This window comes from Actinacidiphila sp. bgisy160, assembly GCF_965342435.1.
Lineage (GTDB): Bacteria > Actinomycetota > Actinomycetes > Streptomycetales > Streptomycetaceae > Actinacidiphila.
This window is the reverse complement of the sequence record NZ_CBDRCM010000083.1, coordinates 1-25778: the sequence shown is the minus strand read 5'-3', so window position 1 is coordinate 25778 and position 25778 is coordinate 1. Positions and strand designations below refer to the sequence as shown.

At 72.9% G+C, this 25778-nt stretch carries 27 protein-coding genes and 3 pseudogenes; 16 read left to right on the top strand and 14 right to left on the bottom strand.

Features of this window, described 5'->3' with window-relative positions:
- Positions 1-163: pseudogene (locus tag ACRWNP_RS35250) on the top strand (electron transfer flavoprotein subunit alpha/FixB family protein); the annotation flags it as partial.
- Between the two features lie 66 nt (positions 164-229).
- Here the strand turns inward: ACRWNP_RS35250 and ACRWNP_RS35245 are convergent.
- Entirely contained in the window at positions 230-862 is a 633-nt protein-coding gene (locus tag ACRWNP_RS35245; RefSeq protein WP_431968793.1) for a TetR/AcrR family transcriptional regulator, read from the bottom strand.
- A 95-nt stretch (positions 863-957) separates the two neighbouring features.
- On the opposite strand from ACRWNP_RS35245, the gene ACRWNP_RS35240 reads away from it, so the two are divergent.
- The 3 genes from ACRWNP_RS35240 to ACRWNP_RS35230 all read left to right on the top strand — a co-directional run bounded on the left by ACRWNP_RS35240 (position 958) and on the right by ACRWNP_RS35230 (position 4133).
- Positions 958-2334: a GH1 family beta-glucosidase gene (locus ACRWNP_RS35240; RefSeq protein ID WP_431968791.1), complete on the top strand. Its 1377-nt coding sequence runs from the start codon at positions 958-960 to the stop codon at positions 2332-2334.
- A gap of 608 nt (positions 2335-2942) precedes the next feature.
- Positions 2943-3503, top strand: a complete 561-nt coding sequence (locus ACRWNP_RS35235; RefSeq protein ID WP_431968789.1) for an HPP family protein — start codon at positions 2943-2945, stop codon at positions 3501-3503.
- A gap of 246 nt (positions 3504-3749) precedes the next feature.
- A complete protein-coding gene (locus tag ACRWNP_RS35230; RefSeq protein WP_431968787.1) occupies positions 3750-4133 on the top strand; it encodes a nuclear transport factor 2 family protein in 384 nt (127 codons plus the stop codon).
- On the opposite strand, the gene ACRWNP_RS35225 is transcribed toward ACRWNP_RS35230, so the two are convergent.
- Complete coding sequence (locus ACRWNP_RS35225; RefSeq protein WP_431968785.1) at positions 4099-4950, bottom strand: helix-turn-helix domain-containing protein; 852 nt, start codon at positions 4948-4950, stop codon at positions 4099-4101. The genes ACRWNP_RS35230 and ACRWNP_RS35225 overlap by 35 nt on opposite strands.
- A gap of 54 nt (positions 4951-5004) precedes the next feature.
- On the opposite strand from ACRWNP_RS35225, the gene ACRWNP_RS35220 reads away from it, so the two are divergent.
- Positions 5005-6018: an aminoglycoside phosphotransferase family protein gene (locus ACRWNP_RS35220; RefSeq protein WP_431968783.1), complete on the top strand. Its 1014-nt coding sequence runs from the start codon at positions 5005-5007 to the stop codon at positions 6016-6018.
- Here the strand turns inward: ACRWNP_RS35220 and ACRWNP_RS35215 are convergent.
- Positions 5999-6751 carry a class I SAM-dependent methyltransferase gene (locus ACRWNP_RS35215; protein ID WP_431968781.1) on the bottom strand — a complete coding sequence of 251 codons (753 nt, stop codon included), beginning with the start codon at positions 6749-6751 and terminating at the stop codon, positions 5999-6001. The genes ACRWNP_RS35220 and ACRWNP_RS35215 overlap by 20 nt on opposite strands.
- A 101-nt stretch (positions 6752-6852) precedes the next feature.
- On the opposite strand from ACRWNP_RS35215, the gene sph reads away from it, so the two are divergent.
- Positions 6853-7851: a sphingomyelin phosphodiesterase gene (gene sph, locus ACRWNP_RS35210; protein WP_431968779.1), complete on the top strand. Its 999-nt coding sequence runs from the start codon at positions 6853-6855 to the stop codon at positions 7849-7851.
- Positions 7852-7901: 50 nt separating this feature from the next.
- Here sph and ACRWNP_RS35205 read toward each other — a convergent pair whose 3' ends face one another.
- The 3 genes from ACRWNP_RS35205 to ACRWNP_RS35195 all read right to left on the bottom strand — a co-directional run bounded on the left by ACRWNP_RS35205 (position 7902) and on the right by ACRWNP_RS35195 (position 12018).
- Entirely contained in the window at positions 7902-8729 is an 828-nt protein-coding gene (locus ACRWNP_RS35205) for an aldo/keto reductase (protein ID WP_431968777.1), read from the bottom strand.
- An 86-nt stretch (positions 8730-8815) separates the two neighbouring features.
- Positions 8816-10648 carry an AMP-dependent synthetase/ligase gene (locus ACRWNP_RS35200; RefSeq protein WP_431968775.1) on the bottom strand — a complete coding sequence of 611 codons (1833 nt, stop codon included), beginning with the start codon at positions 10646-10648 and terminating at the stop codon, positions 8816-8818.
- A gap of 515 nt (positions 10649-11163) precedes the next feature.
- Positions 11164-12018 carry a LysR substrate-binding domain-containing protein gene (locus tag ACRWNP_RS35195; RefSeq protein ID WP_431968773.1) on the bottom strand — a complete coding sequence of 285 codons (855 nt, stop codon included), beginning with the start codon at positions 12016-12018 and terminating at the stop codon, positions 11164-11166.
- Between the two features lie 123 nt (positions 12019-12141).
- On the opposite strand from ACRWNP_RS35195, the gene ACRWNP_RS35190 reads away from it, so the two are divergent.
- Positions 12142-13182: a bile acid:sodium symporter family protein gene (locus ACRWNP_RS35190; RefSeq protein ID WP_431968771.1), complete on the top strand. Its 1041-nt coding sequence runs from the start codon at positions 12142-12144 to the stop codon at positions 13180-13182.
- Between the two features lie 31 nt (positions 13183-13213).
- Here ACRWNP_RS35190 and ACRWNP_RS35185 read toward each other — a convergent pair whose 3' ends face one another.
- Both ACRWNP_RS35185 and ACRWNP_RS35180 read right to left on the bottom strand, forming a co-directional pair.
- Positions 13214-13585 carry a DoxX family protein gene (locus ACRWNP_RS35185; RefSeq protein WP_431968769.1) on the bottom strand — a complete coding sequence of 124 codons (372 nt, stop codon included), beginning with the start codon at positions 13583-13585 and terminating at the stop codon, positions 13214-13216.
- A 41-nt stretch (positions 13586-13626) separates the two neighbouring features.
- Positions 13627-14481, bottom strand: a complete 855-nt coding sequence (locus ACRWNP_RS35180; RefSeq protein WP_431968767.1) for an MBL fold metallo-hydrolase — start codon at positions 14479-14481, stop codon at positions 13627-13629.
- Between the two features lie 223 nt (positions 14482-14704).
- On the opposite strand from ACRWNP_RS35180, the gene ACRWNP_RS35175 reads away from it, so the two are divergent.
- The gene (locus ACRWNP_RS35175; protein ID WP_431968765.1) at positions 14705-15298 is read left to right on the top strand and encodes a histidine phosphatase family protein; all 594 of its coding nucleotides are present in this window, start codon (positions 14705-14707) and stop codon (positions 15296-15298) included.
- 28 nt (positions 15299-15326) lie between these two features.
- Here ACRWNP_RS35175 and ACRWNP_RS35170 read toward each other — a convergent pair whose 3' ends face one another.
- Positions 15327-15701: a cupin domain-containing protein gene (locus ACRWNP_RS35170; protein ID WP_431968763.1), complete on the bottom strand. Its 375-nt coding sequence runs from the start codon at positions 15699-15701 to the stop codon at positions 15327-15329.
- A gap of 90 nt (positions 15702-15791) precedes the next feature.
- Between ACRWNP_RS35170 and ACRWNP_RS35165 the strand changes: the two genes are divergently transcribed.
- The 3 genes from ACRWNP_RS35165 (at position 15792) to ACRWNP_RS35155 (ending at position 17746) form a co-directional block, all read left to right on the top strand.
- Entirely contained in the window at positions 15792-16244 is a 453-nt protein-coding gene (locus tag ACRWNP_RS35165) for a MarR family winged helix-turn-helix transcriptional regulator (RefSeq protein WP_431968761.1), read from the top strand.
- Between the two features lie 550 nt (positions 16245-16794).
- Positions 16795-16968, top strand: coding sequence for a hypothetical protein (locus ACRWNP_RS35160; RefSeq protein ID WP_431968759.1), 174 nt, complete (start codon positions 16795-16797; stop codon positions 16966-16968).
- Between the two features lie 415 nt (positions 16969-17383).
- On the top strand, positions 17384-17746 hold the full coding sequence (locus ACRWNP_RS35155) for a UBP-type zinc finger domain-containing protein (protein ID WP_431968757.1): 363 nt from the start codon (positions 17384-17386) through the stop codon (positions 17744-17746).
- Between the two features lie 34 nt (positions 17747-17780).
- Here ACRWNP_RS35155 and ACRWNP_RS35150 read toward each other — a convergent pair.
- The 3 genes and pseudogenes from ACRWNP_RS35150 to ACRWNP_RS35140 all read right to left on the bottom strand — a co-directional run.
- Positions 17781-18232: pseudogene (locus ACRWNP_RS35150) on the bottom strand (thioesterase family protein); the annotation flags it as partial.
- 82 nt (positions 18233-18314) lie between these two features.
- Positions 18315-19166, bottom strand: a complete 852-nt coding sequence (gene fdhD, locus ACRWNP_RS35145; protein WP_431968795.1) for a formate dehydrogenase accessory sulfurtransferase FdhD — start codon at positions 19164-19166, stop codon at positions 18315-18317.
- A gap of 5 nt (positions 19167-19171) precedes the next feature.
- A pseudogene (locus ACRWNP_RS35140) lies at positions 19172-19270 on the bottom strand (2Fe-2S iron-sulfur cluster-binding protein); the annotation flags it as partial.
- A 521-nt stretch (positions 19271-19791) separates the two neighbouring features.
- Here ACRWNP_RS35140 and ACRWNP_RS35135 point away from each other — a divergent pair.
- The 3 genes from ACRWNP_RS35135 (at position 19792) to ACRWNP_RS35125 (ending at position 22247) form a co-directional block, all read left to right on the top strand.
- Positions 19792-20436 (top strand): hypothetical protein, encoded by a 645-nt coding sequence (locus ACRWNP_RS35135; RefSeq protein ID WP_431968755.1) that lies wholly within the window; start codon positions 19792-19794, stop codon positions 20434-20436.
- 54 nt (positions 20437-20490) lie between these two features.
- Positions 20491-21450 (top strand): rhomboid family intramembrane serine protease, encoded by a 960-nt coding sequence (locus ACRWNP_RS35130; protein WP_431968753.1) that lies wholly within the window; start codon positions 20491-20493, stop codon positions 21448-21450.
- 116 nt (positions 21451-21566) lie between these two features.
- Positions 21567-22247 (top strand): GntR family transcriptional regulator, encoded by a 681-nt coding sequence (locus ACRWNP_RS35125; protein WP_431968751.1) that lies wholly within the window; start codon positions 21567-21569, stop codon positions 22245-22247.
- Positions 22248-22303: 56 nt separating this feature from the next.
- Here ACRWNP_RS35125 and ACRWNP_RS35120 read toward each other — a convergent pair whose 3' ends face one another.
- Positions 22304-22819 (bottom strand): VOC family protein, encoded by a 516-nt coding sequence (locus tag ACRWNP_RS35120; RefSeq protein WP_431968749.1) that lies wholly within the window; start codon positions 22817-22819, stop codon positions 22304-22306.
- Positions 22820-22890: 71 nt separating this feature from the next.
- On the opposite strand from ACRWNP_RS35120, the gene ACRWNP_RS35115 reads away from it, so the two are divergent.
- Positions 22891-23529, top strand: a complete 639-nt coding sequence (locus ACRWNP_RS35115; RefSeq protein WP_431968747.1) for a LysE family translocator — start codon at positions 22891-22893, stop codon at positions 23527-23529.
- A 28-nt stretch (positions 23530-23557) separates the two neighbouring features.
- The gene (locus ACRWNP_RS35110; RefSeq protein WP_431968745.1) at positions 23558-23875 is read left to right on the top strand and encodes a chorismate mutase; all 318 of its coding nucleotides are present in this window, start codon (positions 23558-23560) and stop codon (positions 23873-23875) included.
- 171 nt (positions 23876-24046) lie between these two features.
- Here the strand turns inward: ACRWNP_RS35110 and ACRWNP_RS35105 are convergent, their stop codons facing one another.
- Positions 24047-25441 (bottom strand): OFA family MFS transporter, encoded by a 1395-nt coding sequence (locus tag ACRWNP_RS35105; RefSeq protein ID WP_431968743.1) that lies wholly within the window; start codon positions 25439-25441, stop codon positions 24047-24049.
- Positions 25442-25778 lie beyond the last annotated feature (337 nt).

Genomic DNA, 25778 nt, shown 5'->3' with positions numbered 1-25778 from the left:
GGCGATTCAGCACCGGGCGGGTATGCAGACGTCGAAGACGATCGTGGCGGTCAACAAGGACCCGGAGGCGCCGATCTTCGAGTTGGCCGATTACGGCGTGGTCGGTGACCTGTTCAAGGTCGTGCCGCAGCTGACCGAGGAGGTCACCGCCCGCAAGGGCTGACCCCGGACGTTACAGATCGGAGCCCCGCGACGCCCCCACCGGCACCGCGGGGCTCCGTCGTGTCCGTCAGCCGCCCAGGTAGCCCCGCAGCAGCCGCTTGCACTCGGCGATGAGGACCGGGTCGCCCTCCGGGTCCCGGCGGAAGGCGAGCCGCAGGACCGCGTCGGCGGACTCGAGGGCGACGTGCAGCCGCACGCGGTCGGCGGCCTGGTCGCCGTCGCCGAGCAGCCCGCCGACGAGGAACCAGAGCCGGTCGGCGACGGCCGCGTTGTTCTCCAGCACCGCGTCGAGGAGGTGGATGCTGCGCGGGTCCTCGCGGCCGATCGCCCCGAAGTCCACCACGCCGAAACCCGGTACGGCGCGGCGCATCGCGACGTACTCCTCGATCGCCAGGTCCACCATCGCCCCGATCCGCCGCGGGCGTTCGGCCTCCGCCCTGCGGGTGAGCCGGTCGGCGAAGTGCCCCAGGTTTCGTTCGGCCAGCGCGCCCAGCAGCCCGTCGACGCCGGGGAAGAACTGGTACAGCGTCCCGATCGGGACCTCCGCGCGCCGGGCCACCTCCTTGGTGGTGAGCGCCGTGTAGCCGACCTCGTCCAGCAGTTGCGCGCAGGCGTCCAGGATCCGGTCGAAACGTTCCTGGCTGCGCTGCTGCACAGGGCGGCGGCGGAGGGGACCGGACGGGTTCGGAGGTGCCTGCATGGTTCCACTCTGCCGGATCAGGTGTAGGTTGGCGAGACTCAACATGAGTAGCGTTCATGTTTTTGGGCAGAGTCCGGCAGAGGAGAGGAATCCCGATGTCCCCGCTTCCCGCCTCCTTCAGCTGGGGTGCGTCCACCGCCGCCTACCAGATCGAGGGCGCCGTCGCCGAGGACGGCAAGGGGGCGTCTGTATGGGACACCTTCAGCGCCCGGCCCGGTTCCGTCCGCGACGGCCACACCGGGGAGATCGCCTGCGACCACTACCACCGCCACTTGGAGGACGTGGCGCTGATGAAGGCCCTCGGGCTCGACGCCTACCGCTTCTCGATCTCTTGGCCGCGCGTCCTGCCCGAGGGCCGGGGACGCGTCGAACCGCGCGGACTCGGCTTCTACGACCGTCTGGTGGACGAGCTGCTCGCGGCCGGCATCACCCCCACGCCGACCCTCTTCCACTGGGACCTCCCGCAGGCGCTGGAGGACGAGGGCGGCTGGCTGAACCGCGAAACGGCCCACCACTTCGCCGACTACGCGGCCGTCGTCGCCGACCGCCTCGGCGACCGGGTCACGCGCTGGATCACCCTCAACGAGCCCTTCGTCCACATGGTCTTCGGCTACGCCTTCGGCACCCACGCCCCCGGTCGCGCCCTGATGCTGGAGGCGCTGCCCGTCGCCCACCACCAGCTGCTCGGGCACGGGCTCGCCACCGCCGCGCTGCGCGCGCACGCCGCCGTTCCCGCGCAGGTGCTGATCGCCAACAACTTCACCCCGGTGCGGACGCCGGAGGGCGCCACCGGCGCCGACCACGCCGCCGCCGCGGCCTACGACGCCCTGCACAACCGGCTGTTCACCGACCCGCTGCTGCTCGGCGGCTACCCCGACCTGTCCGCGTACGGGCCGGCCGACCCGACCTGGGGCGGCGTGATCCGCGAGGGCGACCTCGCCGTGGTCGCCGCACCCCTCGACGGCCTGGGCGTCAACTACTACAACCCCACCTGGATCGCGGCCCCCTCGGCGGAGACGGGCCTGCCCTTCGACATCCTGGAACCGGACGTCGCCGTCCCGGGCCGCTCGTACCCGCGCACCGCCTTCGGCTGGCCGGTGGTGCCGGACGGCCTCACCGAACTGCTCACCGGTCTCGACGCACGGTACGGGGCCGCGCTCCCGCCCCTCTGGATCACCGAGAACGGCTGCTCCCAGGCCGACCGCCCGTCCGACGACGGCGAGGTCCGGGACGAGGCCCGCATCGAGTACCTGCGCACCCACATCGAGGCCGTCGAGACCGCGTACGCCCGCGGGGTGGACGTCCGCGGCTACTTCACCTGGTCGCTGCTGGACAACTTCGAATGGGCCGAGGGCTACCACCAGCGGTTCGGGCTCGTCCACGTCGACTACGCCACCCAGCGGCGGACGCCGAAGGCCTCGTACCACTGGTACCGGGAACGCATCGCGCAGGCGCGCCGCACCGCGTCCTGATGCGCCCGAGTCCCCTGGTGCCCCGCCGGCCCGGCACCACGCTCGCGCGAACATGAGACGACCTCGTGTTCTTGGGCCGGTCGCCGCAAGGTCCTCGCCCGGCTCCGCGCCGCCGCCATGGCCCTGGCGGCGGTGCTGGGCGCCGGCTGCGGCATCCACCTGGCCGTGGACCAGGCCTTGGTGGACCGCGCCAAGGACCTCGGCGTCATCGACATCGCCGACCCCGGCCCCCAGGTGCTCGCTCCCGCCGTCGCCGCGCCCGGCATCGCCCGCCTCGCCGGCTGCACCGGCCTGTACTCGCGACGGCGCTCGTCACGCTCCTCGGCGAACTGCGGTTCGCCCAAACGCGCGCGGGTCCGTTGGGGCCGAAGAGAGCCGAAGCGGACGTGGAGGTCCAGGGCCGGATCGATAGAGGTCTTCAATCAAACGATAAGGAGGTGGTCTTGGACACCCCGCGCGGGGCGAGGCGACGATCGAGGGCGTGATCCCCGTCGTCACGGAAGAGCCGCCGTGGGCCGGATACGGGGATGGTTCCGAGGAGTCCCCATGCTGATTCCGCGTGCCCCGGGGGCCTGTGCCCCCGCCCTGCCCCGAACCCGGTCGCGCCCATGACTGACGCGTCAGGGGCGACCAAGACCGCCGACGTCGTGCCCAGCGAGGCGGAGCCGACGCCGCAGCCGCAGCCACGCCTCCGCAAACACCACCTGCCGCGGCTGCCTCCGCGCACGATCGCCTCGGCGGCCGTCACGACCTCGGTCGGACTGGCCGTGCTGGTGGCCCTGGGCGCACTCACGCACCAGACGGTGCTCGTGCCGCCGCTCGCGGCCACGATGGCGATCGTCACCGCCACCCCCGACTCCCCTCTCGCCCAGCCCCGCCACGTCATCGGCGGCCACATGCTCTCCTGCCTGGTCTGCTTCGGGGTGCTCGCCCTCGGCTGGCACGGCCCCTGGGCCGCCGTCGTGGGCTGCGGCATCGCCTGCGGACTCGTACTGCTGCTCAAGACGCCCCATCCGCCAGCCATGGCCACCGCTGTGATGATCATGCTCACCACGCCGTCCGCCACCCACTTCGTCCCCTTGCTGGTCGCCGGCGCGGTGCTCCTCGTGGCGGTGCAGATGGTCTCCGCCCGGCTGAGGCGCGAGGTCTACCCCACGTCGTGGTGGTGAAGGCCCGTCCCGCCGCCGGGACGTCGTGGTTGCACCGGAACTGCCTCGTCCGTGCTGCACCGCGCCTTCACCGCTCGCAGCCGCCGGCCGACAGGCGGCGACGTCGCGAGCCGCGCCGCTGCGCCATTACCCGCGACGTAATCGACCCTTCGTCGCGGGCCCGGCAGGGTGGTCGTACCGGGCGGACGGGGTGGCGCACTCCACCCCGTCCGGCCGGGCCAGACTGCCCGGACGAGGAGGACCGTGATGTCGCAGGACCGGTACGAGACCGCCGTCGCCCGTTACTTCGAGGCGTGGAACAGCACCACGGACGCGGAGGCGAGGGCGAAGGCGGTGGCCGCCGCTTGGGTGGAGGACGGTACGTACACCGACCCGTTGGCGGAGGCGGGCGGGCACGAGGAGATCGGAGCGCTGATCGCCGGAGTGGGGGAGCGGTTCCCCGGGTTCGTGTTCACGCCGGTGGGGCAGGTCGACGGGCACCACGACGTGGCGCGCTTCGCCTGGGAGCTGGGGCCGGCCGGGGCGGAGCCCGGAACGGCGCCGATCGCCGGCTCCGACGTGATCACGCTCGCGGAGGACGGGCGGATCCGCTCGGTCAGCGGGTTCCTGGACCGGCTGCCCGCGGCGTGAGCGTCTGAAGGGCGGCGGCGGTCTCCGGGTCGGCGGGGAGGAAGGTCTCGATCGCCAGCTCGGAGACCGTGACGTCCATGGGGGTGTTGAAGGTGGTGGCCGTGGAGATGAAGGACAGGACCCGGCCGCCGTGCTCGATCCGCATCGGCAGAGCGAACGGGAAGACCTCGGTGCCGTCGGAAGCGGAGGCGGAAGCGGAAGCGGAAGCGGAGGGCTCCTCCGCGCTGCCGGGCGGGGCCGGGTAGGCCGTCAGCTCCTCGTACAGGGCGCGCAGCGGCTCGTGGCCGCTCATCGTGATCTGACGCTCGATCCGTTCCAGCAGGTGCCCGCGCCACTGGCGGAAGTTGCGGATGCGCGGGGCCATGCCCTCGGGGTGGAGGGTGACGCGCATGGCGTTGAGCGGCGGCCGCAGCAGGTGCGGGGCGACGCCCTGGAGCAGGGCGCTCACGCCCTGGTTGGCGGCGACGACGTCGTACATGCCGTCCAGGACCAGGGCCGGGAACGGGTCGTAGGCCGCCAGGAGGCGGTCGAGGCTCTCGCGCAGGGGGTGCATCGCGGGGTCGCGCAACGGGGTCTCGGGGTACGCGGGGGCGTAACCCGCGGCGACGAGCAGGGCGTTGCGTTCCCTGACGGGCACATCGAGGTGCTCGGCGAGCCGCAGGACCATGGCCTGGCTGGGACGGGAGCGGCCGGTCTCGATGAAGCTGATGTGCCGGGCGGAGCTGTCCGCCCGCAGGGCGAGTTCCAGCTGGCTGATCCGGCGCCGTTCGCGCCAGCCGCGCAGCAGCGTCCCCACACCCGCCGTGGTCGTCGTCATGCCCCGACGGTAACCCAGGTGCGGGGCCCGGCGCCGTCGTGGTGGGATGCGGCGATGGACCTGGAAACGCAGGTGGACGCAGGTGAGGACGACGCCCCCACCCCCTGGGGGAACCCGCGGTGGCGGCGGGAGGCGATGGCCTGGGCGAGGGAGGCGGCCGCCGCCCGGGGCCTGGAGCCGCGGCCGGCACGGGAGTGGTCGGCGCGGCTGCGTCCCTGGTCGGTGGTGGTGCGCATCCCGGCCACCGACGGGTCCACCGTCTGGTTCAAGGCCAACCCGCCCGCCTCCGCCTTCGAGGGCGTGCTGACCGGGGCGCTGCACTCCTGGGCCCCGGGCCGGGTGCTCGTGCCGCTCGCGGTGGACACGGACCGTGCCTGGTCGCTGCTGCCCGACGGGGGCCCGCTGCTGGCCGAGGCGCTGGACCGTCCGCGGCCGGAGGGCGGCCCCCACTACTGGGAGGCCCCGCTGCGGTCGTACGCCGAGCTGCAGCGCGCCACCGTCGCCCACACCGGCGAACTGACCGCGCTCGGTGTGCCCGACCTGCGCCCGGCACGGCTGCCGGAGCTGCTGGACGAGCTGATCGGGCGGACGGACGCCCCGGCGGGGATCCGGGCCGTACGGCCCCGCTTCGCCGACTGGTGCGCCGAGTTGGCCGCGTCCGGGAACGGCGCGGCGCTCGACCACTCCGACCTGCACGAGGGGCAGGTCTTCACCGCCGGGGGCCGCCACGTCTTCTTCGACTGGGGCGACGCCGCCGTCGCCCACCCCTTCACGAGCTTGCTCGTCACCGCCCGGGTGACACGGCGCCGGCACGGGGCGGACGCACCGGAGGTCCTGGCCCGGCTGCGCGACGCCTACCTGGAGGCGTGGGCGGGCCGGACGGGCGGCGAGGGCCGGGAGATGCCCGCGCTGCGCCGCGAGGTGAGCCTGGCCTGCCGGGTCGGCCCGGTCGTCCGGGCGCACAGCTGGGGCCGGGTCTTCCCGGACCCGGCCACCGGCGCGGTGCGGCCCCCGGTGGAGCAACTGGCACGGTGGCTGGCCGAACTGCTCAACGAGCCGCCGTTGTAGAGGAGTCCTTGGCGAGGGCGAGCAGCCGGTAGACCGGGTCGGGGCGGGCGGTGTCCTGGTCGGGCAGCGCTGCCAGGCGTCCGGCGAGGACCTCGGTTTCACCTTCGCGCAAGGCGAGCGCGGAGGCGAACTGGCCCGTCGCGATCCGGGCGGCCAGATCGCGCGGGGTGCGGCCCTGGCCGTGGCCGGCGAAGCGGGCCCCGCCCGCCGGGCGCAGACCGTGCACGGCGGCCTGCCGCACCACCGCTTCCTCCGCGTCGTACGCCACTCGTGTGCGGAACGGCGCGAGGAGCGCGTCGACGTCGCTGCCGACGTCGTGCCCGGCGTCCTTGTCGACGGTGGTGACGAGCACCCCGCCGGGCCGCAGCACCCGCGCGCACTCGGCGATCACCGCGGGCGCGTCCGGGAGCAGATGGAGCACCCACACAGCCGTGACCGCGTCCAGCGAGGCGGTCGCGAACGGCAGCCGGCGCACGTCGCCCTGGACGATCCCCGGCCCCACCCGCCCGGCGGCGAGCCGGGCCATGGCCAGGGCGGCGTCGACGCCGAGCACGCGCAGCCCGGGGCGGCCCGTGTACCGGGCCGTCACCAGGCCGGTGCCGCAGCCGATGTCGAGCACCGTGCGGGCCGGTCGCGGTAACAGCCCGAGCACGGCGGCGGCCGCTGCCTCGGCCCGGGGGACGCCGCCGCGGGTGGCGTCGTAGATCGCGGCCTGCTTCTCGTAGTCCAGCACGCCCGTAGGCTAGCCGCCTCCCATCTACCGGGCGGTAACCAACTGCCCCTAGGCTCAGGCTGTTTCCGCGACCCGAGCTCCACCCGACTCCAGGAGAGCCCGTGAGACACGGCAGAGCCGCCGCCTGCGCCCTCGTCCTCCTCCTCGCCTCGTTCACCGGTGCGACCGGCACCGCGACCGCGACCGCGACCGCGGCCGCGACCCCCACGGCCGCGACCGAGGCGCCCCAACTGCGGCTGGTCACGAGCAACGTGATGATGCTGCCGCGCACCCTCTACCCCAACTGGGGCCAGCTGGAGCGCGCCGACCTGATCGCCGCCTCCGGCTATGTGCGGGCCGCCGATGTTCTGGTCCTCCAGGAGGCGTTCGACAACGGGGCCTCCGACCGGCTGCAGGCGGACCTCAGGGACCGCTACCCGTACCAGACCCCGGTGCTCGGGCGGTCCAGGAGCGGCTGGGACCGCACCGAGGGCTCGTACAGCTCGCTCACGCCCGAGGACGGCGGCGTGACGATCCTCAGCAAGTGGCCCGTCCTGGAGAAGGTCCAGCACGTGTACGGCGACGCGTGCGGCGCGGACTGGTTCTCCAACAAGGGCTTCGTGTACGTCGTCCTCGACGTGAACGGCACCCGGGTGCACGTCGTCGGCACCCACACCCAGGCCGACGACTCCGCCTGCGGCAGCGGTGAGGCCGCGAGCGTCCGCTCCGCCCAGAACCGGGAGATCGACGCCTTCCTCGACGCCCGCGCGATCCCCGCCGCCGAGCCGGTGGTCATCGCGGGCGACCTCAACACCGACGCCGGCGGTGCGGAGTACACCCGCATGCTCGCCGACCTGGACGCCGCCGCGCCCGACGCCGCCCCCGGCCCGGCCGCCAGCTTCGACCCCGCGACCAACTCCGTGGCGTACGACCGCTACCCCGACGACCCCGCGCAGCGCCTCGACCACGCGCTCCTGCGCAACGGCCACGCCCGCCCCGCCCGCTGGAACAACCGCGTGGTCGACGAGCACTCCCCGCGGTGGTCGGTCACCAGCTGGGGCACCACCTACACCTTCGACGACTACTCGGACCACTACCCGGTGGTCGCCGGGGACGTCTGACCGGCGCGGGGCGGCGGCCCGCCGGACCGCCGCCTGCCGGCATGCGTGCGTCAGTTGAAGGAGCTCGGGTCCGGGCCGAGGCGCCCGCCGTTGTCGAGGGCGTCGACCGCTGCCAGGTCCTCGCCGTCGAGCTCGAAGCCGAAGACGTCGATGTTCTCCCGGATCCGCGACGGCGTCACGGACTTGGGGATCACGACGTTGCCGAGCTGGAGATGCCAGCGCAGGACGACCTGGGCCGGGGTCCTGCCGTGCTTGGCGGCCACGGCGGCGAGCGCCGGCTCGTCGAGGAGGCCGCGGCCCTGGCCGAGCGGCGACCAGGCCTCGGTGGCGATGCCGTGGCCCGCGTGGAAGGCGCGCAGCTCGCTCTGGGGGAGATGGGGGTGCAGCTCGATCTGGTTGACGGCGGGTACGACACCGCCGTCGTCGATCAGGTGCTGCAGCTGGGCGACCGGGAAGTTGGACACGCCGATCGCCCTGGCGCGGCCATCGGCGTGGATCTTCTCCAGGGCGCGCCAGGTCTCCGGGTACAGGCCGCGGGCGGGCGTCGGCCAGTGGATCAGGTAGAGGTCCACGTACTCCAGGCCCAGCTTGTCCAGGGAGGCGTCGAACGCGCGCAGGGCGTTGTCGTGGCCCTGATCGGTGTTCCACAGCTTGGTGGTGACGAACAGTTCCTCGCGCGGGATGCCCGAGGCGGCGATGGCGCGGCCGGTGCCGCGTTCGTTCCGGTAGAGCGCGGCGGTGTCGATGCTGCGGTAGCCGGCCTCCAGGGCCGTGGCGACCGCGGTGGCGGCTTCGTCGTCCGGGACCTGCCAGACGCCGAATCCGAGCTGCGGCATGGTGACGCCGTTGTTCAGGGTGATGTCGGGAACCTTGCTCACGAGCGGGTCGTCCTTACCTCGTCGAAGCGGACTCCTTACCCCAAGGTCAGCGGTCCTCACGGCGGCGGCATTCCCCCGAAGCCGCCTCACGCGTGGTAAAGGGCCTCGATCTCGCGGTTGTACGCCTTCTCTATCGCCCTTCGCTTCAGCTTGAGCGAGGGCGTGAGCAGCCCGCCCTCCTCCGAGAACTGCCCGGCCAGGATGCGGAAGGTGCGGATGGACTCGGCCTGGGAGACGAGCGTGTTGGCGGCGACGACCGCCCGCCGGATCTCCGTCTCCAGGGCGGGGTCCTGGATCAGCCTGGCGATCGGCAGCTGCGGCTTGCCCCGCATCGTCAGCCAGTGCCCGACGCCCTCGGGGTCGAGGGTGATCAGCGCCCCGATGAAGGGCCGGTCGTTGCCGACCACGACGCACTGCGAGACCAGCGGGTGGGAACGCACCCGATCCTCCAGCACCACCGGCGAGACGGACTTGCCGCCGCTGGTCACCAGGATCTCCTTCTTCCGCCCGGTGATCGTGAGGTAGCCGTCCTCGTCGAGCGCGCCGAGGTCGCCGGTGGCGAGCCAGCCGTCGTGCAGGACCTCCGCGGTGGCCTTGGGGTTGTTGAGGTACTCGCTGAAGATCTGGCCGCCGTACACCCAGATCTCGCCGTCGTCGGCGATGTGGACCGTGGTGCCCGGGACGGGCACGCCCACCGTGCCGAAACGGGTCTGCTCGGGTGGGTTGGCGACCGCGGCGGCCGTGCTCTCGGTGAGCCCGTACCCCTCGAAGATCCGCACGCCCGCGCCGTCGAAGAAGAGCCCGAGCTGCCGGTCCATCGCCGAGCCGCCGGAGAAGGCATGCCGGACCTTGCCGCCGAGGGCGGCGCGCACCTTGCCGTAGACCAGCTTCTCGTACAGCTGGTGCTGCATCCGCAGGGACGTGCTGGGGCCGGGGCCGGTGCCGAAGGCCCGGGCCTCCATCGCCTCGGCGTGCCGCACCGCCACTTCCACGGCCTTCTCGAAGGGCCCGAGTTTTCCCTCCGCCTCGGCCTTGCGGCGGGCGCCCTGGAAGACCTTCTCGAAGACGTACGGCACGGCGAGCACGAAGGTCGGCTGGAAGGAGGCCATCGCGGGCAGCAGCTCGGCCGCGGCCAGATTGGGCTGGTGGCCCAGCCGGACCCTCGCGCGGACGGCCGCGACCTCCACCATGCGTCCGAAGACGTGGGCGAGCGGCAGGAAGAGCAGGGTGGAGGCCTCGTCGCCGCGCTTGCTGTGGAAGACCGGTTCGTACCGGGCGACGACGTTGTCGCTCTCGGCCATGAAGTTGCCGTGGGTGATCACACACCCTTTGGGGCGGCCGGTAGTGCCCGAGGTGTAGATGATCGTCGCGGTGGAGTCCGGGGTGACCGCCTTGCGGTAGCGGTGCACCAGCTCGTCGTCGACGGCGAGACCGTGCCGGGCCAGTTCGGACAGCGCGTCGGAGTCCAGCTGCCACAGCCGGTTCAGGTGGGGGAGTTCGTCGATGACCGCGCCGATCGTCATCGCGTGGTCCTCGTGCTCGACGACGCAGGCGACTGCCTCGGAGTCGCGCAGCATCCAGCGGACCTGGTCCGAGGACGAGGTGGGGTAGATGGGGACGGGCTGGGCGCCGATGGCCCACAGGGCGAAGTCCAGCACGGTCCACTCGTAGCGGGTGCGGGACATCAGGCCGACCCGGTCGCCGAAGCGGATCCCCTGGGCGAGCAGGCCCCTGGCCACCGCGAGGACCTCGTCCCGGAACCGGGCGGCCGTGACGTGTTCCCAGTCCGTGCCGTCCGTTCCGGCGCGGCGGCTCAGCACGATCCGGTCCGGCTCTTCGTCGGCGTTGGCGAACACGGCGTCCGCCAAACCTCCGACTTGGGGTGCCGTCACCAGTGGGGGAATGGTGAACTCGCGCAACGTCGCTCCTCGACCGCTTGGGCGGTCACCGAACGTACCTGATACCACGTGCGGTGGGGAGGGGTGCGACATTCGGCTGTGAAGACGCGGGTGGGCTCCCTCACACCTTTGTGACGAGCCGGTTCCCGGTTACCGCAAGGAACATCGCGCCGGAGGACGGTTTCCGGGCGGACCGGGGTCCGCCCGGACTCTGCACCAAATCCCCTCGCGGGGATCACGGCCGCTCTACAGCCCCACCGGCTCGTGGGCCGCCCCGCGCGCCACATGCCCAGCGCAACGGACCGGTCGCGGCCCCTGCGCCCTCTCTTCCGTCGGGCAGGCGCTCCTCCGTCGGGCAGGTGCCGGCCGCGCACCCCGAGACCGCCGTCGCGGCGACCACCGGATCGTCCGACCTCGTCGCCGGATCATCTGCGGCAGCACGCGGCAGCTCCACCGCTGCCTCAGCGAGTGCGTCGGCGCCCCGGACGAGGCCCGGTACATGGGGACCGTGCCGTCGCCGCGTCCGGTCAAGCGGATCACGACCGAAGGGATCCGCTGAGGATCGCCGCCGCGAGTGCGTCCGCGGCCTCCTGGGCCGCGGGGCGCCGGTGGCCGTGCAGCAGTACGAAGTCGACGCCGCCGAGTTCCGGCAGGCCCGCTCGGGCCGGGACCCGCACCAGCCCGGGCGGGATCAGGCCCTCGGCGTGTGCCATCACGCCCAGCCCCGCACGGGTCGCGGCGATCAGCCCGCTCAGCGAGCCGCTGGTGCACGCGATGCGCCACGCGCGGCCGTGCCGTTCCATGACCTCCAGGGCACGCGCCCGGGTGATCGCGGGGGCCGGGTAGAGGATCAGCGGTACGGGCCGCTGGGCCTCCGGGCGGTAGCGCTCGCCGGCGATCCACACCAGCCGGTCGCTCCAGACCAGCTCGCCGTGGGCGTCGCCGGCGGCGCGCTTGCCCAGCATCACGTCCAGCCGTCCGGCGGCCAGCTGCCGGTGCAAGGTGGCCGACAGCTCCACCGTCAGCTCCAGGTCCACCTCGGGGTGCTCGCGCCGGAAGCGCTCCAGGATCTCGGGCAGCCGGGTCAGGACGAAGTCCTCCGAGGCGCCCAGGCGCAACCGGCCGCGCAGGCGGGTGCCCGCGAACCAGCCCGCGGCGCGTTCGTTCGCCTCCAGGATCGTCCGGGCGAAGCCGAGCATGGCCTCGCCGTCCTCGGTCAGTTCCACGCTGTGCGTGTCGCGGGTGAAGAACCGCCGGCCGGCGGCCTCCTCGAGCTTGCGCACGTGCTGGCTCACCGTCGACTGGCGCAGGCCCAGCCGGCGGCCGGCCTGCGTGAAGCTCAGCGTCTGGACGACGGCGACGAAGGTCCGCAGTTGCACCGGATCGAACACGCTGCCAGCGTACCGCCGCTCATCGCGATATGTGATGACAGTCAGCGCGGTCAAAGTCATTTACGATCGCCGGGTCAGCGGGCACCCTGGAGGGGGCCCCGTCCAGCACCGATGAGGAAGCCCATGCGCCGCCTGCGTTACCCGTCCTGGATCCCCGTGGACCCGTACATCGCGGCGCTCCTCGGCACCGTGCTCCTCGCGGCGCTGCTGCCCGCCCGGGGCGCCGGCGCCCACGTCGCGGGCGGGGCGTCGACCGGAGCGGTCGGGCTGCTCTTCTTCCTCTACGGCGTGCGGCTGTCCACCCGCGAGGCGATGGACGGACTGCGCCACTGGCGCCTGCACGGCACCGTCCTGGCCGCCACCTTCGTCGCCTTTCCGCTGCTCGGCCTGGCCTCGGCCGGACTCGTGCCGTACCTGCTGACGCCGGAGCTGCACACCGGGTTGCTCTTCCTGTGCCTGGTGCCCTCGACCATCCAGTCCTCGATCGCCTTCACCTCCGTCGCCCGCGGCAATGTGGCCGCCGCCATCTGCGCCGGGTCCTTCTCCAGCCTCGCCGGGCTCGCCCTCACCCCGCTGCTGGCCGCGCTGCTGCTCGGCGGGAGCGGCGCGGGCCTGTCGGCGGACGCGGTGCTCGGCATCGTGCTGCAGCTGCTCGTGCCCTTCGTGGCGGGGCAACTGCTGCGGCACTGGATCGGCGGCTTCGCCACCCGCCACAAGAAGGTGCTCGGCCTGGTCGACCGGGGCTCGATCCTGCTGGTCGTCTACACCGCGTTCAGCGAGGGCGTGGTGCGCGGCATCTGGCACCAGGTCACACCGTCGCGTCTGCTCGGGCTGCTGCTGGCCGAGGCCCTGCTGCTGGCCGCGATGCTCGGCCTCACCGCGTACGGGTCGCGCAGGCTCGGCTTCCCCCGCGCGGACCGGGTGACCATCGTCTTCGCCGGGTCGAAGAAGAGCCTGGCGGCCGGACTGCCCATGGCCTCCGTGCTGTTCGGGGCCCAGGCCGGGCTGATGGTGCTCCCTCTGATGCTCTTCCACCAGATGCAGCTGATGGTGTGCGCGGTCCTCGCCAAGCGGTGGGCGCGGCGGGCGGAGGCGGCGGCCGCGCCCACCGCCGCACCGGACGCCGCGGCCCGGCCCCGGGAGGCCGTGGCCGGCCGGAGGTGAGCCCGGCCCGGCCGCTCGGCGGGGGACCCGCTCAGCGCACCGCGTCGACCACGAGGACCGCCAGCGCCATCGCCAGGAACAGCGCGTACGCGAACAGGGCACGTCCCCGGTCGCCGTAACGCAGCTGGCACAGCAGTACCCAGGCGAAGATCCCCGCTTCCAGCGCGGCCCCGGCGACGCCGACGCGAGGGTGCCGCAGCCCGGCGAGCACGGCGACGGCGCCCAGCGTGTGCATCGCGCCGAGCAGGGTGACCACCCACCGGCGCCGGCCTTCCAGGACGCCCAGCCGGGTCAGCTCGTCGAGCCGCTCCAGGCCGGCCCGCGCACGGGTGAGCTGGGCGACCGCGGAGGGGACGACTTCCAGCAGCAGGAGGACGGTCAGCGCGACGGCGAGTGCGAACACCCGCACAGTCTGCCGTACGTTCGAAAGCGCTCGGTCGGCGCTCAGTCGGCGCGGCAGACGATGAAGTCCGGATAGGGGTGGCGTCCCGGCCGGTCGCCGATCTCCTCGATCGCCCGCCGGAGTTCGAGGAGCCGGGCCACGGGCATCTCCAGGGGTGGTTCGTCGGGCTGGTGGGTGGTGCGGACCGGGTAGTCCACGCCCGGCTCGCGGGTCATCTCGATGTGGCAGCCCAGCACGTGGGTGACCGGGCGCTCCGCGGCGAAGGCGATCAGCCGGTCGACGGTGCGCCGGAAGGCGGCCCAGTCCTCGACGTACAGCCGGCCCGGGTAGACGGTGTCGCCGGTCAGCAGGAAGCCCGTCGCAGGGTCATAGTAGGTGACGGCGGAGGGGTGGTGGCCGGGCGTGGCCAGGCACTCCAGGACCCGCCCCCCGAGGTCCAGGCGCGCCACGCGGCCGGGGTCCTGCGTGAGGCCCAGGAAGTCCCAGGCGCTGTCACGGTCCGCCGGCACCACGACGGTGTCCGGGCGGCCCGCGAACTGCGCGTCGCCCGCGACGTGGTCGCCGTGGGCGTGGGTGTGCAGCACGAGCAGCTCGTAGCCCGGCCGTTGCAGGGCGGGCGACCGCAGTTCGAACAGCTCGTCCACGACCTTGCGCAGCGGGAAGAACTCCTCCTCCGGCGTGGCCCCGGTGTCCAGGAGCACCGCGCGGTCGTCCCCGAAGAGCAGGAAGAGGAACGGCGCCTCGTAGTGGACGGCTTTGTTCTGCCTCAGGATGAAGGTGCGTTCGTCGTACTCGAACACCTGGATGTCGGGATCGGTGTTGTGCTTCGCCGACGGCGACCCGTGGATCCAGCGCACGTCGAGCGGCTCCGGCGCCGGAGGGGTGGATGCGTTCATGGCGACTTCTCCTGCGGGCGGTCGTGGCGCCGGCCGGACCGGCCGGCGGTTTCGCCCGCCGGGGCGGCGCGGGCACCGTTTTGTGCGTCCCACCGGTCGGGAGGGACACTGTCCACGTGACCTCAGCGGCAACGGTGGCGACGTTCATCCACCATATCGGCGTCCTGCTCTCGGACCACGACGGCGGCGACATCGAGGCCGTCCACAAGGAGGAGGCTTCCTGATGGCTCCGCGCCTCGTGCTCGTCCGGCACGGCCAGACCGAGTGGTCCAAGAGCGGCCAGCACACCGGCAGGACCGACATCCCGCTCACCGAGGAGGGCCGGGAGGCCGCGCGCCTGCTGGGCAAGCGCCTGGCCCGCGCACCCTGGCACGACTTCCCCGGCGCCCGGGTCCGCACCAGCCCCCTGCAGCGCGCCCGCGACACCTGCGAACTCGCCGGGTTCGGTGACCGGGCGCAGGTCTGGGACGCGCTGCGGGAGTGGGACTACGGCGAGTACGAGGGCCGCACGTCGCCGGAGATCCGGGAGGAGCGCCCGGGGTGGGTGATCTGGCGCGACGGGGTCGTCGGCGGGGAGACCTCGTGGCAGGTCGCCAACCGCGCGGACGAAGTGGTGGCCTGGGTCAAGGAAGAGGACGGCGACGCGGTCGTCTTCGCCCACGGCCACTTCCTGCGCACCCTGGCCGCCCGCTGGCTCCGGCTCGACCCGATGCGCGGCATGGTGCTGAGCCTGGCCCCGGCGTCGCTGTCGGTCCTCGGCTGGGAGTACGGCGACCCCGCGATCACCCTCTGGAACGACACCGCCCACCTGCAGTGAGGCGCTGACCGGCGGGACGCCCGGCGGGTCAGCGGGCCCAGGGCGGGCTGACCCGCGTCCCGTCGGCGAGCACCGCCTCCAGGCCGACGCCGGTGGTCACCCAGACGGAAGCGGGGCCTTCCCCCGGGTTCGCCATGGCGAGCAGGGAGCCCGCGGGCGCCGTGACGACATCGCCGGGCGACAGGTCGTGCGCCTCGTCGTCGATGGTCAGGCGCGGGCTGCCGGACAGGACGAGGAAGACCTCCTCGCGTGTGATGGTGTGCGCGGGACCGGCGGTCCCGGCCGGTATCTCTCCCCGCCACGCGCACAGTTCCGTGCTGCCGGTGGCGGTGCGGGCGTACGAGGCGAAGCGGACGCCGTGCAGGTCGTGGACGTCGGCGTCGGCGGAGCGGACGACGGGCATGGGGGCTCCTGTTCCCTGATAGGCAAGTAACTTGAGCAAGTTGCTTGCCTATATACTCAAGTCGCTTGCGCACTGTGTCAAGGTGGCCGCATGAAGGACGAAGAGGCCCTGGCCATGGCCCTGGGCATCAACCTGCTCGCCGCCGCCGGCGCCCTCACCGCCGCCATCCACGACGGCGTCCTCGCCCGCGGCTTCGACGACCTGCGCCCCGCCCACGGCTTCGCCTTCGCCCGGATGGCGGCGGCCGGCGCGACCGTCACCGAACTCGCCGCGCACCTCGGGGTGACCCGCCAGGCGGCCGGACAGCTCGTCGACGAACTCGAGGCCAAGGGCTACGCCGAACGCCGCCCCCACCCGGACGACGCCCGGGCCCGGCTGGTCGTGCTCACCGACCGCGGTCACGCCTGCACCCGCGCCGCCGAGCAGGCCGCCGCCGACGCCGTACGCCCCTGGGCCGACGTGCTCGGCGAGCGCCGCCTGCGCGCCCTCGCCGCGGACCTCGGGCGGCTCGCCCCGGGCGGCCCGGTCCGGCCGGCGTGGTAGCCGGGACTCCGGCGATGGACTTCACCGGCGACTTCGAGACCCACTTCACGCTGCGGGCACCGCGGCCCGGGGACGAGGAGCGGATACGCCACTGGGCGGAGCGCAACGGTCTCAAGTACACCCGCATCGTGCTCGACCTGCTGGAACTGGTCCGGGCCGACCCCGACGCCGCCCGCGGCGTACGCCTCGACGCGGAGGGCGCACGGGACGACGGCAGTTGGACCTACGCGGGAGTACGACACGCCCGGCGTGCGCCTCGTCGTCCCCTGGCACGCGGACGGAATGCCCCCGGGCGAGGTGAGCCTGGACTTCGCCCGCGACGAACGGCTCCCCGAGGCGCCCGTCCTGACCGCGGTGCCACGCGGCGACGGCGGACCCCCCTGCCGTACTGCTCACCGCGAGCCGCGAACTCTCCCTCGCCTGGAAGCTGCTGTGGCTCCAGTCCGACGCCGCCGCCGAGGGCCGCGCCCAGGGCAAGGACCTCTACGACGCGGTCCTGCTCGCCGAGGCCCCCGGCACCGCCCTCTCCCCGTGCCTGCTGCGCCGGGTGATGGCCCGCGAACCCGGCCACCCGGCATCGGCGCCCCGCCTCGCCGGTATCGCCCCGCACTCCGTCGACTGGGACGCCTTCCGCGCCGCCCACCCCGACGTCACGGGCACGGCGGCGGAGTGGCTGGCCCGCCTGTCGCGGGCCCTGGGAGGCGTCCTGACGGAAGGTCACTGACGTGTGGTGAGCCGCGACCGGACTCGCCGCCGCGATCCTGCCGCGCGCCGCCCGTGCACTGGAGGCGCCGCACGAGGAACTGCGAGGCAGGGCATCGCGGCCCCGGCCCACGTCGCCCGGCTGCACGGCACCGTCGAGGCCCGCTGCCTGGAACTGCTGCGGGGCCTGCCGCCCGGGACGGAGGCCCCCCACGACGTCCTCGCGTACGAACCGCTGCGCCGGCTGCCGTGGTGGCTGCGCGAACCCGGCTACGCGGGGCTCTGCGGGCCCTTGCCCGGTACCCCGGCCCCGTGCCGAGGCGCCGTACGAAGCGGTAGGCCGCGGCGGGAACGAGGGGGCGTCCCGCTTCGCCCGGTGGCGGCACCTGCGGGCGGTTAGCATGCCAGGAGAAAGTGATCGCGGTTAAGGAGGCACCATGGCGGACGACGTCACGATCCCCGGCATCGACCCCACGTCCAAGCCGAGCGGCGACGGCTGCGCCGACTGCGGTGCCGGCCAGGGGCCGGGCTGGTGGCTCCACTTGCGCCGCTGCGCGCAGTGCGGGCACATCGGCTGCTGCGACTCCTCGCCCTCCCAGCACGCCACTCGGCACGCGCTCGAGGAGGGGCACCCGTTCATCACCAGCTTCGAGCCCGGTGAGGACTGGTACTGGAACGTCGAGACCGAGCAGTACTACGACGGTCCCGCCTTGCTCCCGCCGAACTCCCGCCCGGAGAGCCAGCCCTCCCCGGGGCCCGCGGGCAAGGTCCCCGAGGACTGGCAGGCGCAGCTCCACTGACGACGCGCGACGCGCCCCGGCCGGCGCCCCCGCGTCACGCGGCGCCCTCCGGCAGCCGCACCCTCGCCAGCTGCCGGGACTGCGCCACGAGACGGCCGGCCGAGTCCCAGACCTCGGCGTCCTCCTCCATGTAGCCGTCCGCGAAGTTCCGGGTGGAGTGCTTCAGCCGCAGCCATCCCGGCTCGGGCCTGGCCCGGACGTGGGCGGTCAGCTCCAGCGTCGGCGCCCAGCCCGGTATGCCCAGGTCGAAGCTGACCGGCGGCAGGCTGTCCACGGCGAGCAGCAGCATCAGCGGGCGGGCTCGCGGCCGTCGGGCATCCGCACCCGGCCCTGCACCATGCCGCGGCCCGAGGGGGCGCCGACCGCCCAGCCGACGGTATCCGGGTCCAGGCGCAGCTCGATGCGCTCCAGCATCGGGGACACCTTCAGGAACTCCGGCGGCGCCAGGTCGGTCCCGACGCACTTCTCCCTCGGTAGCGGCGGCTCCTCGGGTGCGGCGGGACCGGCCGGCGCAGGGGGCGCAACCTCGCCGGCCGGTCCCGCACGCGTGCACGCGGGCCGCGGCGGGTCAGACCCGCCCGGCCGCAGGCGCGGGCAGGGCGATCCGCTCTTCGCCCGCGTACACGTTCATGGAGGTGCCCCGCAGGAAGCCGACGAGGGTGAGTCCCGACTCGGCGGCGAGGTCGACGGCGAGGGAGGACGGGGCCGAGACGGCGGCGAGGACCGGGATGCCGGCCATCACGGCCTTCTGGGCGAGCTCGAAGGAGGCCCGCCCGGAGACCATCAGGATCTTCCCGGCCAGCGGCAGCAGGCCCCGCTGGAGTGCGCGGCCGACGATCTTGTCCACGGCGTTGTGGCGGCCGACGTCCTCGCGCACGTCGAGCAGTTCGCCCTCCGCCGTGAAGAGCGCGGCCGCGTGCAGACCGCCGGTCCGGTCGAAGACCCGCTGCGCCTCGCGCAGCCGGTCGGGGAGCGCGGACAGCAGCGCCGGTTCGAGCCGCAGCGGCGAGGCGTCGGCGATGGGCCAGCGGGCCGTGGTCCGTACGGCGTCCAGGCTGGCCTTCCCGCACAGGCCGCAGGAGGACGTCGTGTAGACGTTGCGCTCCAGCGTGATGTCCGGGACCGGGACCCCGGGAGCGAGACGCACGTCGACGACGTTGTAGGTGTTGGACCCGTCGACGGTCGCGCCCGCGCAGTACACGATGTTCGCCAGCTCGTCCGCGCCGCCGAGCACGCCCTCGCTGACCAGGAAACCGGCCGCGAGCGCGAAGTCGTCGCCGGGGGTCCGCATCGTGATCGCGAGTGGTTTGCCGTTCAGCCGGATTTCCAGCGGCTCCTCGGCGACCAGGGTGTCCGCCCGGTGGTCGACCGCACCGTCCCTGATCCTCAGTACCCGACGCCGTTCGGTGACCCGTCCCATGTCGATCAGTCCCGGTTCTGTACGTGCTGGAAGCCGCATCGGCCCTTGATACAGAGGTTGCCATGGGTGACCGCGCTGCCGTGTGGCGAGGTCACCTCGACGAGTCCGTCGGCCCGGCCTTCGAGGCTGGACGAATACTGTGTACAGTATTCGTTCAGCCGGGGTCAAGGGGTCGTAAAAGCCGTCCCGGCGCCCGCCGGCTCGAACCAGCAGGGCGAGGCGGGCCGGGGTGCCACCGTCCTGCCCGTGCCTCGTCTTCTGCGTCGCGAGGCGGAACAGGGAGTTGACGACGGCGAACGCCGCGACCGCCTCGGCGCTGTGGTGCGTCACCGCGTGGACGGTCGTGGGCCGTGTGGCGCGGTGAGGCCGGTCTCCGCCGTCCGGCCGTACCGCCCGGTGGCACGGACCTCCTCGATCGCGGCGGGCGGGATGCGCCGCCGCCCGGCCCCTCCTCCAACAGCACCTCTCCGGTCCGCAGCCGGGCGGTCGGATCTCCCCTCGAAGGGCCAACTCCGTTGCGCCGAAGCGGATGCGTGGCTCGTCATGGCATCACGTGGGCAACCGGCGGGAGTCGCGGCATAGCATCGGCGCCGGGACGGACGAGGAACGGACGAGGAGGTGTGCGGTGGCCGGGGACCCGTTCTCGGTGAGCCGGGGAACGTGGTGGCGCATCGGGGTGCCGCTGGTCGCCGTGGCCCTGCTGGTCGCCCAACTGGCCTGGGGGAACGGCGCGCGGCGGGAGGCGGCGGCGGTGCCCCGGCCGGGGGAGTGCGGCAAGGGCGCGGCGCGGCAGGTCGGCGAGGCCGGTGAGTCACGCGGCATGGTCATCGGGAGTTATGGCGCGGACAACCTTCCCCGGATGAAGGGCAGGCCGACCTTCAAGGTCCGTCTCACGGTTTCCCCCGGACCGGACCGGCACTCGCTGACACTGACGACCCCACTGGCCGGCGCGGTCACGGTGCAGGTGCACGCCGGGCGCGGCGGCGGCCTCCTCGCCGGCGCCCGCGGCCTCACCGCCCGGATCGACGAGGAGATGTACGACGCCGGTCAGGCCCCTCCCGCGACCGGTACCGTCCGTGTGACGGAGGACGACTTCCTCCAGCTCGTCGTCGAACTCCCGGACACCGCGATCTGCCCGGGAGCCACCATGGACGACCTCATCTCCATGGACCCCGGCGGCAACGACGCCGCCGACCTCACCGTGGTCACCGTCGTCCTCGTCGACCGGGCCTCCGGCCTGCGCATGGAGGCGCAGAGCGGAGTGGTTTGACGCACTGCGCCCGGGCTGGGTACAAACGTGCGACTCCACCGTCCCGTACGCCGCATGGGGGGCCTCGCGCTCGTGAGCACCACGGACACCGACCAGGGCACCGAGCCGCCGGTCACCACCTGCTACCGGCATCCCAAGCGCGAGACGTATGTCCGCTGCACCCGCTGCGACCGCTCCATCTGCCCCGACTGCATGCGCGAGGCGGCGGTCGGCCACCACTGCCCGGAGTGCGTGAAGGAGGGCGGCAGGAGCGTCCGCCAGGCGCGCACCCTCTTCGGCGGCCGAGTGGCGAGCTCGGGCGTGCCCGTGGTGACGCAGGTCCTGATCGCCCTCAACATCGTCGCCTACCTCGGCGAGTTGGTCCGCTCCGACCTCGTCACACGCTTCAGCGGTCTGGGACAGGGGCTGCTGGGCCCCGACGGCGCGGCGTACGTGTACGACGGCGCGGCGTACCCCGGCTTCGAGGCCGTCGGCATCGCCCACGGCGAGTGGTACCGGCTCATCACCTCGGCCTTGCTCCACCAGCCGCCGGGCCAGGGCACCTTCGGGATCCTGCACATCCTGCTCAACATGTACTCGCTGTGGACCCTCGGCCCGGCTGTCGAGGCCCAGCTCGGGCGGATCCGCTTCGCCGGGCTCTACCTGCTCTCCGCCCTCGGCGGCTCCGTGCTGGTGTACCTGCTCGCGCCGCACTCCGGCGCCGTCGGCGCCTCCGGCGCGATCTTCGGCCTGGGGGCGGCCTACTTCGTGCTCAGCAAGCGCCTCCACCACGACCCGGTCGGCGGACGGCAGCTCCTGATCGGCCTGCTGGTCTGGATGGTCGTCTCCGCCGCCGTCACCTCCTGGCAGGGCCATCTCGGCGGCCTGCTCACCGGCGGGGCGGTCGGCCTCGTCCTGGCCCACGCCCCCCGCAGGCACCGTGGCCTGTGGCAGGCCGCCGGGATGGTCGTGATGCTGCTGGTGCTGGTGACCCTGGCCGCCTTGAAGACCGCCCAGCTCACCGGCGCCGCATAGCGCCGCGCCGGAGCTGTGAAGAGCGTCACGCCGTTCGGGGCGGTGTCCGCGCCGGGGGCCTGCGCGCGTAGACTGTAGACGAAAGCCAATCATCCCCGGGAAAGGTGGGGGCCTCGATGCTCTCCAGCGGGCTGTCGCAGGGATCCGTGCCCAAGCTCCAGCGTCCGGGACCCCTGCGCGAGCAGGTGTACGAGGCGCTGCTAGAGCTGATCATCACCCGCTCGCTCACTCCCGGCCAGCACCTGGTGGAGACCGAACTCGCGGGCCACCTCGGGGTCTCCCGCCAGCCGGTGCGCGAGGCCCTGCAGCGGCTCAACACCGAGGGCTGGGTGGACCTGCGCCCCGCCCAGGGGGCCTTCGTCCACGAGCCCACCGACGAGGAGGCCGACCAGCTCCTGGTCGTCCGCGCCCTGCTGGAGACGGAGGCGGCCCGCCTCGCCGCGGCCAACGCCACCTCCAAGGGCCTGCAGCGGCTGGAGGAGCTGTGCGAGGCGGGCGAGGCGGCCGTCGTCGCCGACGACGTCGACGCGGTCGTCGCGGCGAACGCCGCCCTCCACGCCTGCGTCATGGAACTCGCCGGCAACGCGGTGCTCGCCGAACTCGCCCGGCAGGTCGAGCGGCGCGTGCGCTGGTACTACACCCCGGTCGCCCGGCAGCGCGGCATGCAGTCCTGGGTCGAGCACCGCGAGCTGATCGCGGCCATCGCCGGACGCGACGGCGAGCGGGCCCAGCAGGTCATGCGCGCGCACACCGAGCACACCAGGACCTCCTACCACCAGCGGTCCCACCAGGACTGACCACGCCCCGGGCACGCCCCGCCGGACCACGCCGGACCACGCCTGACCCCGGCGGCTCAGAGCAGCGGCTTGCCGTCGAAGTGGCCCAGCCGCTCGTGGTACAGCTCCACGTTGACCCCGTTGGGATCGCGGATGTAGAGGCTGTCCTCCACGCCCCGGTCCGGCCCGAGGTAGTCCGTTCCGGCCTCGTCCAGCTTGCGCTTGGCCTCGGCGAACTGCTCGGCGGTCACCGACAGCGCCAGGTGCTGCAGCCCGCCGATCGTCTCGTGGTGCTCGGGGTGCTCGTGGCCGGGGAAGTCGAAGAACCCCAGCAGGTTGTCGTGCCCGATGTCGAAGAAGAAGTGGCTGGAGCCCGCGTAGTCCCGGTTCTCCACCAGCTCCACCAGGGGGAAGCCCAGGAACTCCTGGTAGAAGCGGATGGTCTCCTCGACGTCCCGGCAGATGAACGCGACGTGGTGCACCCCCGCCGCCCTCGTCGCCGGTCGCGCCGCGGGCTCCCGCAGGTACCTCCCGCGCAGTTCCTCCCGCCGGGCCCGTACGGCCTCCAGCTGCTCGCCCTGCGGCTCACTCATGATCTGTCCCGCCTCCTCGTCCCCCGTGTTAATACGGTGCGCCGGAAGATATACCCGATTAGCCTCCGGGAATGGTGTCCTTCGACCGACTGGCGGCATTCGCCCTGGTGTCGCTGGTGCTCGTGGTGATCCCCGGCCCCAGCGTCCTCTTCGTCATCGGCCGCGCGCTCGCCCACGGGCGTCGTGTCGCGCTGACCTCCGTCGCCGGCAACACCCTCGGCTCGTACGTCCTGGTGGTCGCCGTCGCCCTCGGCGTCGGCCCGGTCGTGGAGCGCTCGGCGCTGCTGTTCGCGGCCCTCAAGCTCGCCGGCGCCGCCTACTTGGTGTACCTGGGCGTCAGGGCGCTGCGGCACCGCGGGGATCTCGCCATGGCGTCCGCGGACGCGGGGGCGGCGCGCGGCGTCCTGCGCACCCTCGGCGAGGGCTTCGTGGTCGGGGTCTCGAACCCCAAGACGATGGTGTTCTACGCGGCGGTGCTGCCGCAGTTCGTCGCCCGGGCGGCCGGGCACGTCACCGTGCAGATGCTGCTGCTCGGCCTGGTCTTCAACGCGATCGCCCTCGTCTCGGACAGCACCATGGGCCTGGTGGCCGCCGCGGCCCGTTCGTGGTTCGCCCGTTCCCCGCGCCGCCTTTCGCTGGTCGGCGGTGCGGGCGGCCTCGCGATGATCGGCCTCGGCGTGACCGTCGCCGCCACGGGACGTGCCGACTGATCGGCGTTCCGCTGGTTAGTCTGGGCGGATGGACGACGGACACGCGGACGACACGGCCGCCCTGGAGCGGCTGCGCCACCTGCGCGGCAGCATCGACAACTTGGACGCGGCCCTGGTGCACCTCCTCGCGGAACGCTTCAAGGCCACACAACAGGTGGGCGAGTTGAAGGCGGCGCACAACATGCCGCCCGCCGATCCCGAGCGCGAGGCGGAGCAGATCGAGCGGCTGCGCCAGATGGCCGAGGAGGCGCACCTCGACCCGGCCTTCGCGGAGAAGTTCCTGAAGTTCATCGTCGAAGAGGTCATCCGCCACCACAAGGCGATCGCCGCCGACCGCTCGGGCTGAACGCCGCGTGGGCCTCAGCCGTGGCGTCCCACGGCTGAGGCCCACGTCATGCCGGCATGGTCCCGCTAGAACACGGGGGTGGTCCGGGGACGCCGCGGCGGACGGGAGGAACACCCGGTCGTCGGGCACGGGATGCCGTGCCGGAGCCCCGGGTGCTCTCCGGCGGTCACGTCAGATCGCCTCCCTGCTGATGGGCTGGGGGTTGGGCTCGATGTCCTTCTTCTTCGGACGCCCCGGCGGGGTGAGGAAGAGCGCGACGAAGCCGGCGAACAGCGAGATCGAACCCGCGAGGGTGAACGCCCCGCTGTGTCCCCAGTGGGCGACGACGAAGGCACCCATGCCGGAACCGAGCAGACCCGAGACCAGCTTGGAGCTGTAGACCAGGCCGTAGTTGGACGCGTTGTTGTTCTCGCCGAAGTAGTCGGCCGTCATCGCCGCGAACATCGGGAAGATCGCGCCGCCGCCGAATCCGGAGATGGAAGAGAAGATCAGGAACAGCGGCAGGTTCTTGATGTCCGCCGACCACAGGATGCCGTACTGCGCGAGCCCGAGGACGAGGCAGACGAAGATCAGGCACTGCTTGCGGCCGTAGCGGTCGGACAGCCAGCCGATGACGCCGCGGCCCGTGCCGTTGACGATCGCCTTCAGGGACATGGCCGTGGCCACGATCCCGCCGGCGAAGCCCGCCTCCTCGCCGATGTCGACCTGGAAGGCGATGCCGAAGATGTTCACGCCCGAGGTGCACAGCAGGCAGAACCACATCAGCGCCACCCGGCCGGTCCGCCACGCCTCGGCGGGGGTGTACTGCCGCACGGCCGGCGGATTCTTCGCCAGGGCACGCCGGGCCCGCGGGTCGTCCGGCACCTTCAGCGGGTCGACGTCGGCGGGCCACCAGTTCTTCGGCGGGTCCTTGAAGAAGTACCCCGCCACCGCGACGGTCGCCGCGAGGAGGACACCGACCGAGACCAGCACCCAGCGGAAGTTGGTCAGGTCCATGTAGCCGGTGAAGAGGAAGACGAACGGCACCGAGCCGTAGGCGAAACCGCCGTTGACGAAGCCGGTCTTGCCTCCCTTCCGCTCCGGGTACCACTTGCCGACCATGTTCACGCAGGTCGCGTACACCATGCCGGCGCCCATGCCGCTGAACATGCCGAAGCCGATGTACGCGACGACGACGTGCGGTGCGAACGCCAGCGACAGGTAGCCCAGGAAGGTGCCCACGGCGCCGAGCATCATCGCCCAGCGCGCCGGCAGCTTCCCGGACTCACGGAGCTTGCCCGCCGGGAAGGCCACCGCGGCCTGGAAGAACACCCAGACCCCGAGCATCCAGAAGATGTGCAGGCTGCTCCACGAATGCGCGGTGTGGAGCGTGTCCTCGGCGGACGCGAAGGCGTACTCCGCCGAGCTGATGCCCATCATGCCTATCCACGGCAGGATGACCATCCACTTGCGCTTCCGGCCCATGATCTCCACGTCGGACTCGCCGACGCGGAAGACCCGGCCGTTGTGGTCGGTCACCTCTCGGTAGGTGACGGGTGGTTGGGACGTCGATGTCGTTGACGCCATTGTCATGATTCCCCTGCCTCGAAAGAGTCTGGCCAGCGCCCCCTGGACCTGGGGCCGGCACGGGTCGGTCTCCGTGGAGACCGACCCGTGCCGGCCCCCGTGCTCTTTTCGTGCTGTGCGGCGGGTCCGCTCCGCGTGGTTCACGCGGGCCCGGTCCCGTCGCGGGTGGTGCTTCGGTCAGGGCAGCCCCGCTGCCCCGGCCCACCGGTGGCCGGTGCCCGGCACCGCCACCGGTTGCTCTGTGGTGTGCGACCGTACGACGTCGCGCCCCCTGGTGCCCGCCATCGCTCAGATCACCCCGTCGGTCCGCAACCTGGTCAGCTCCTCGGGGGACAGA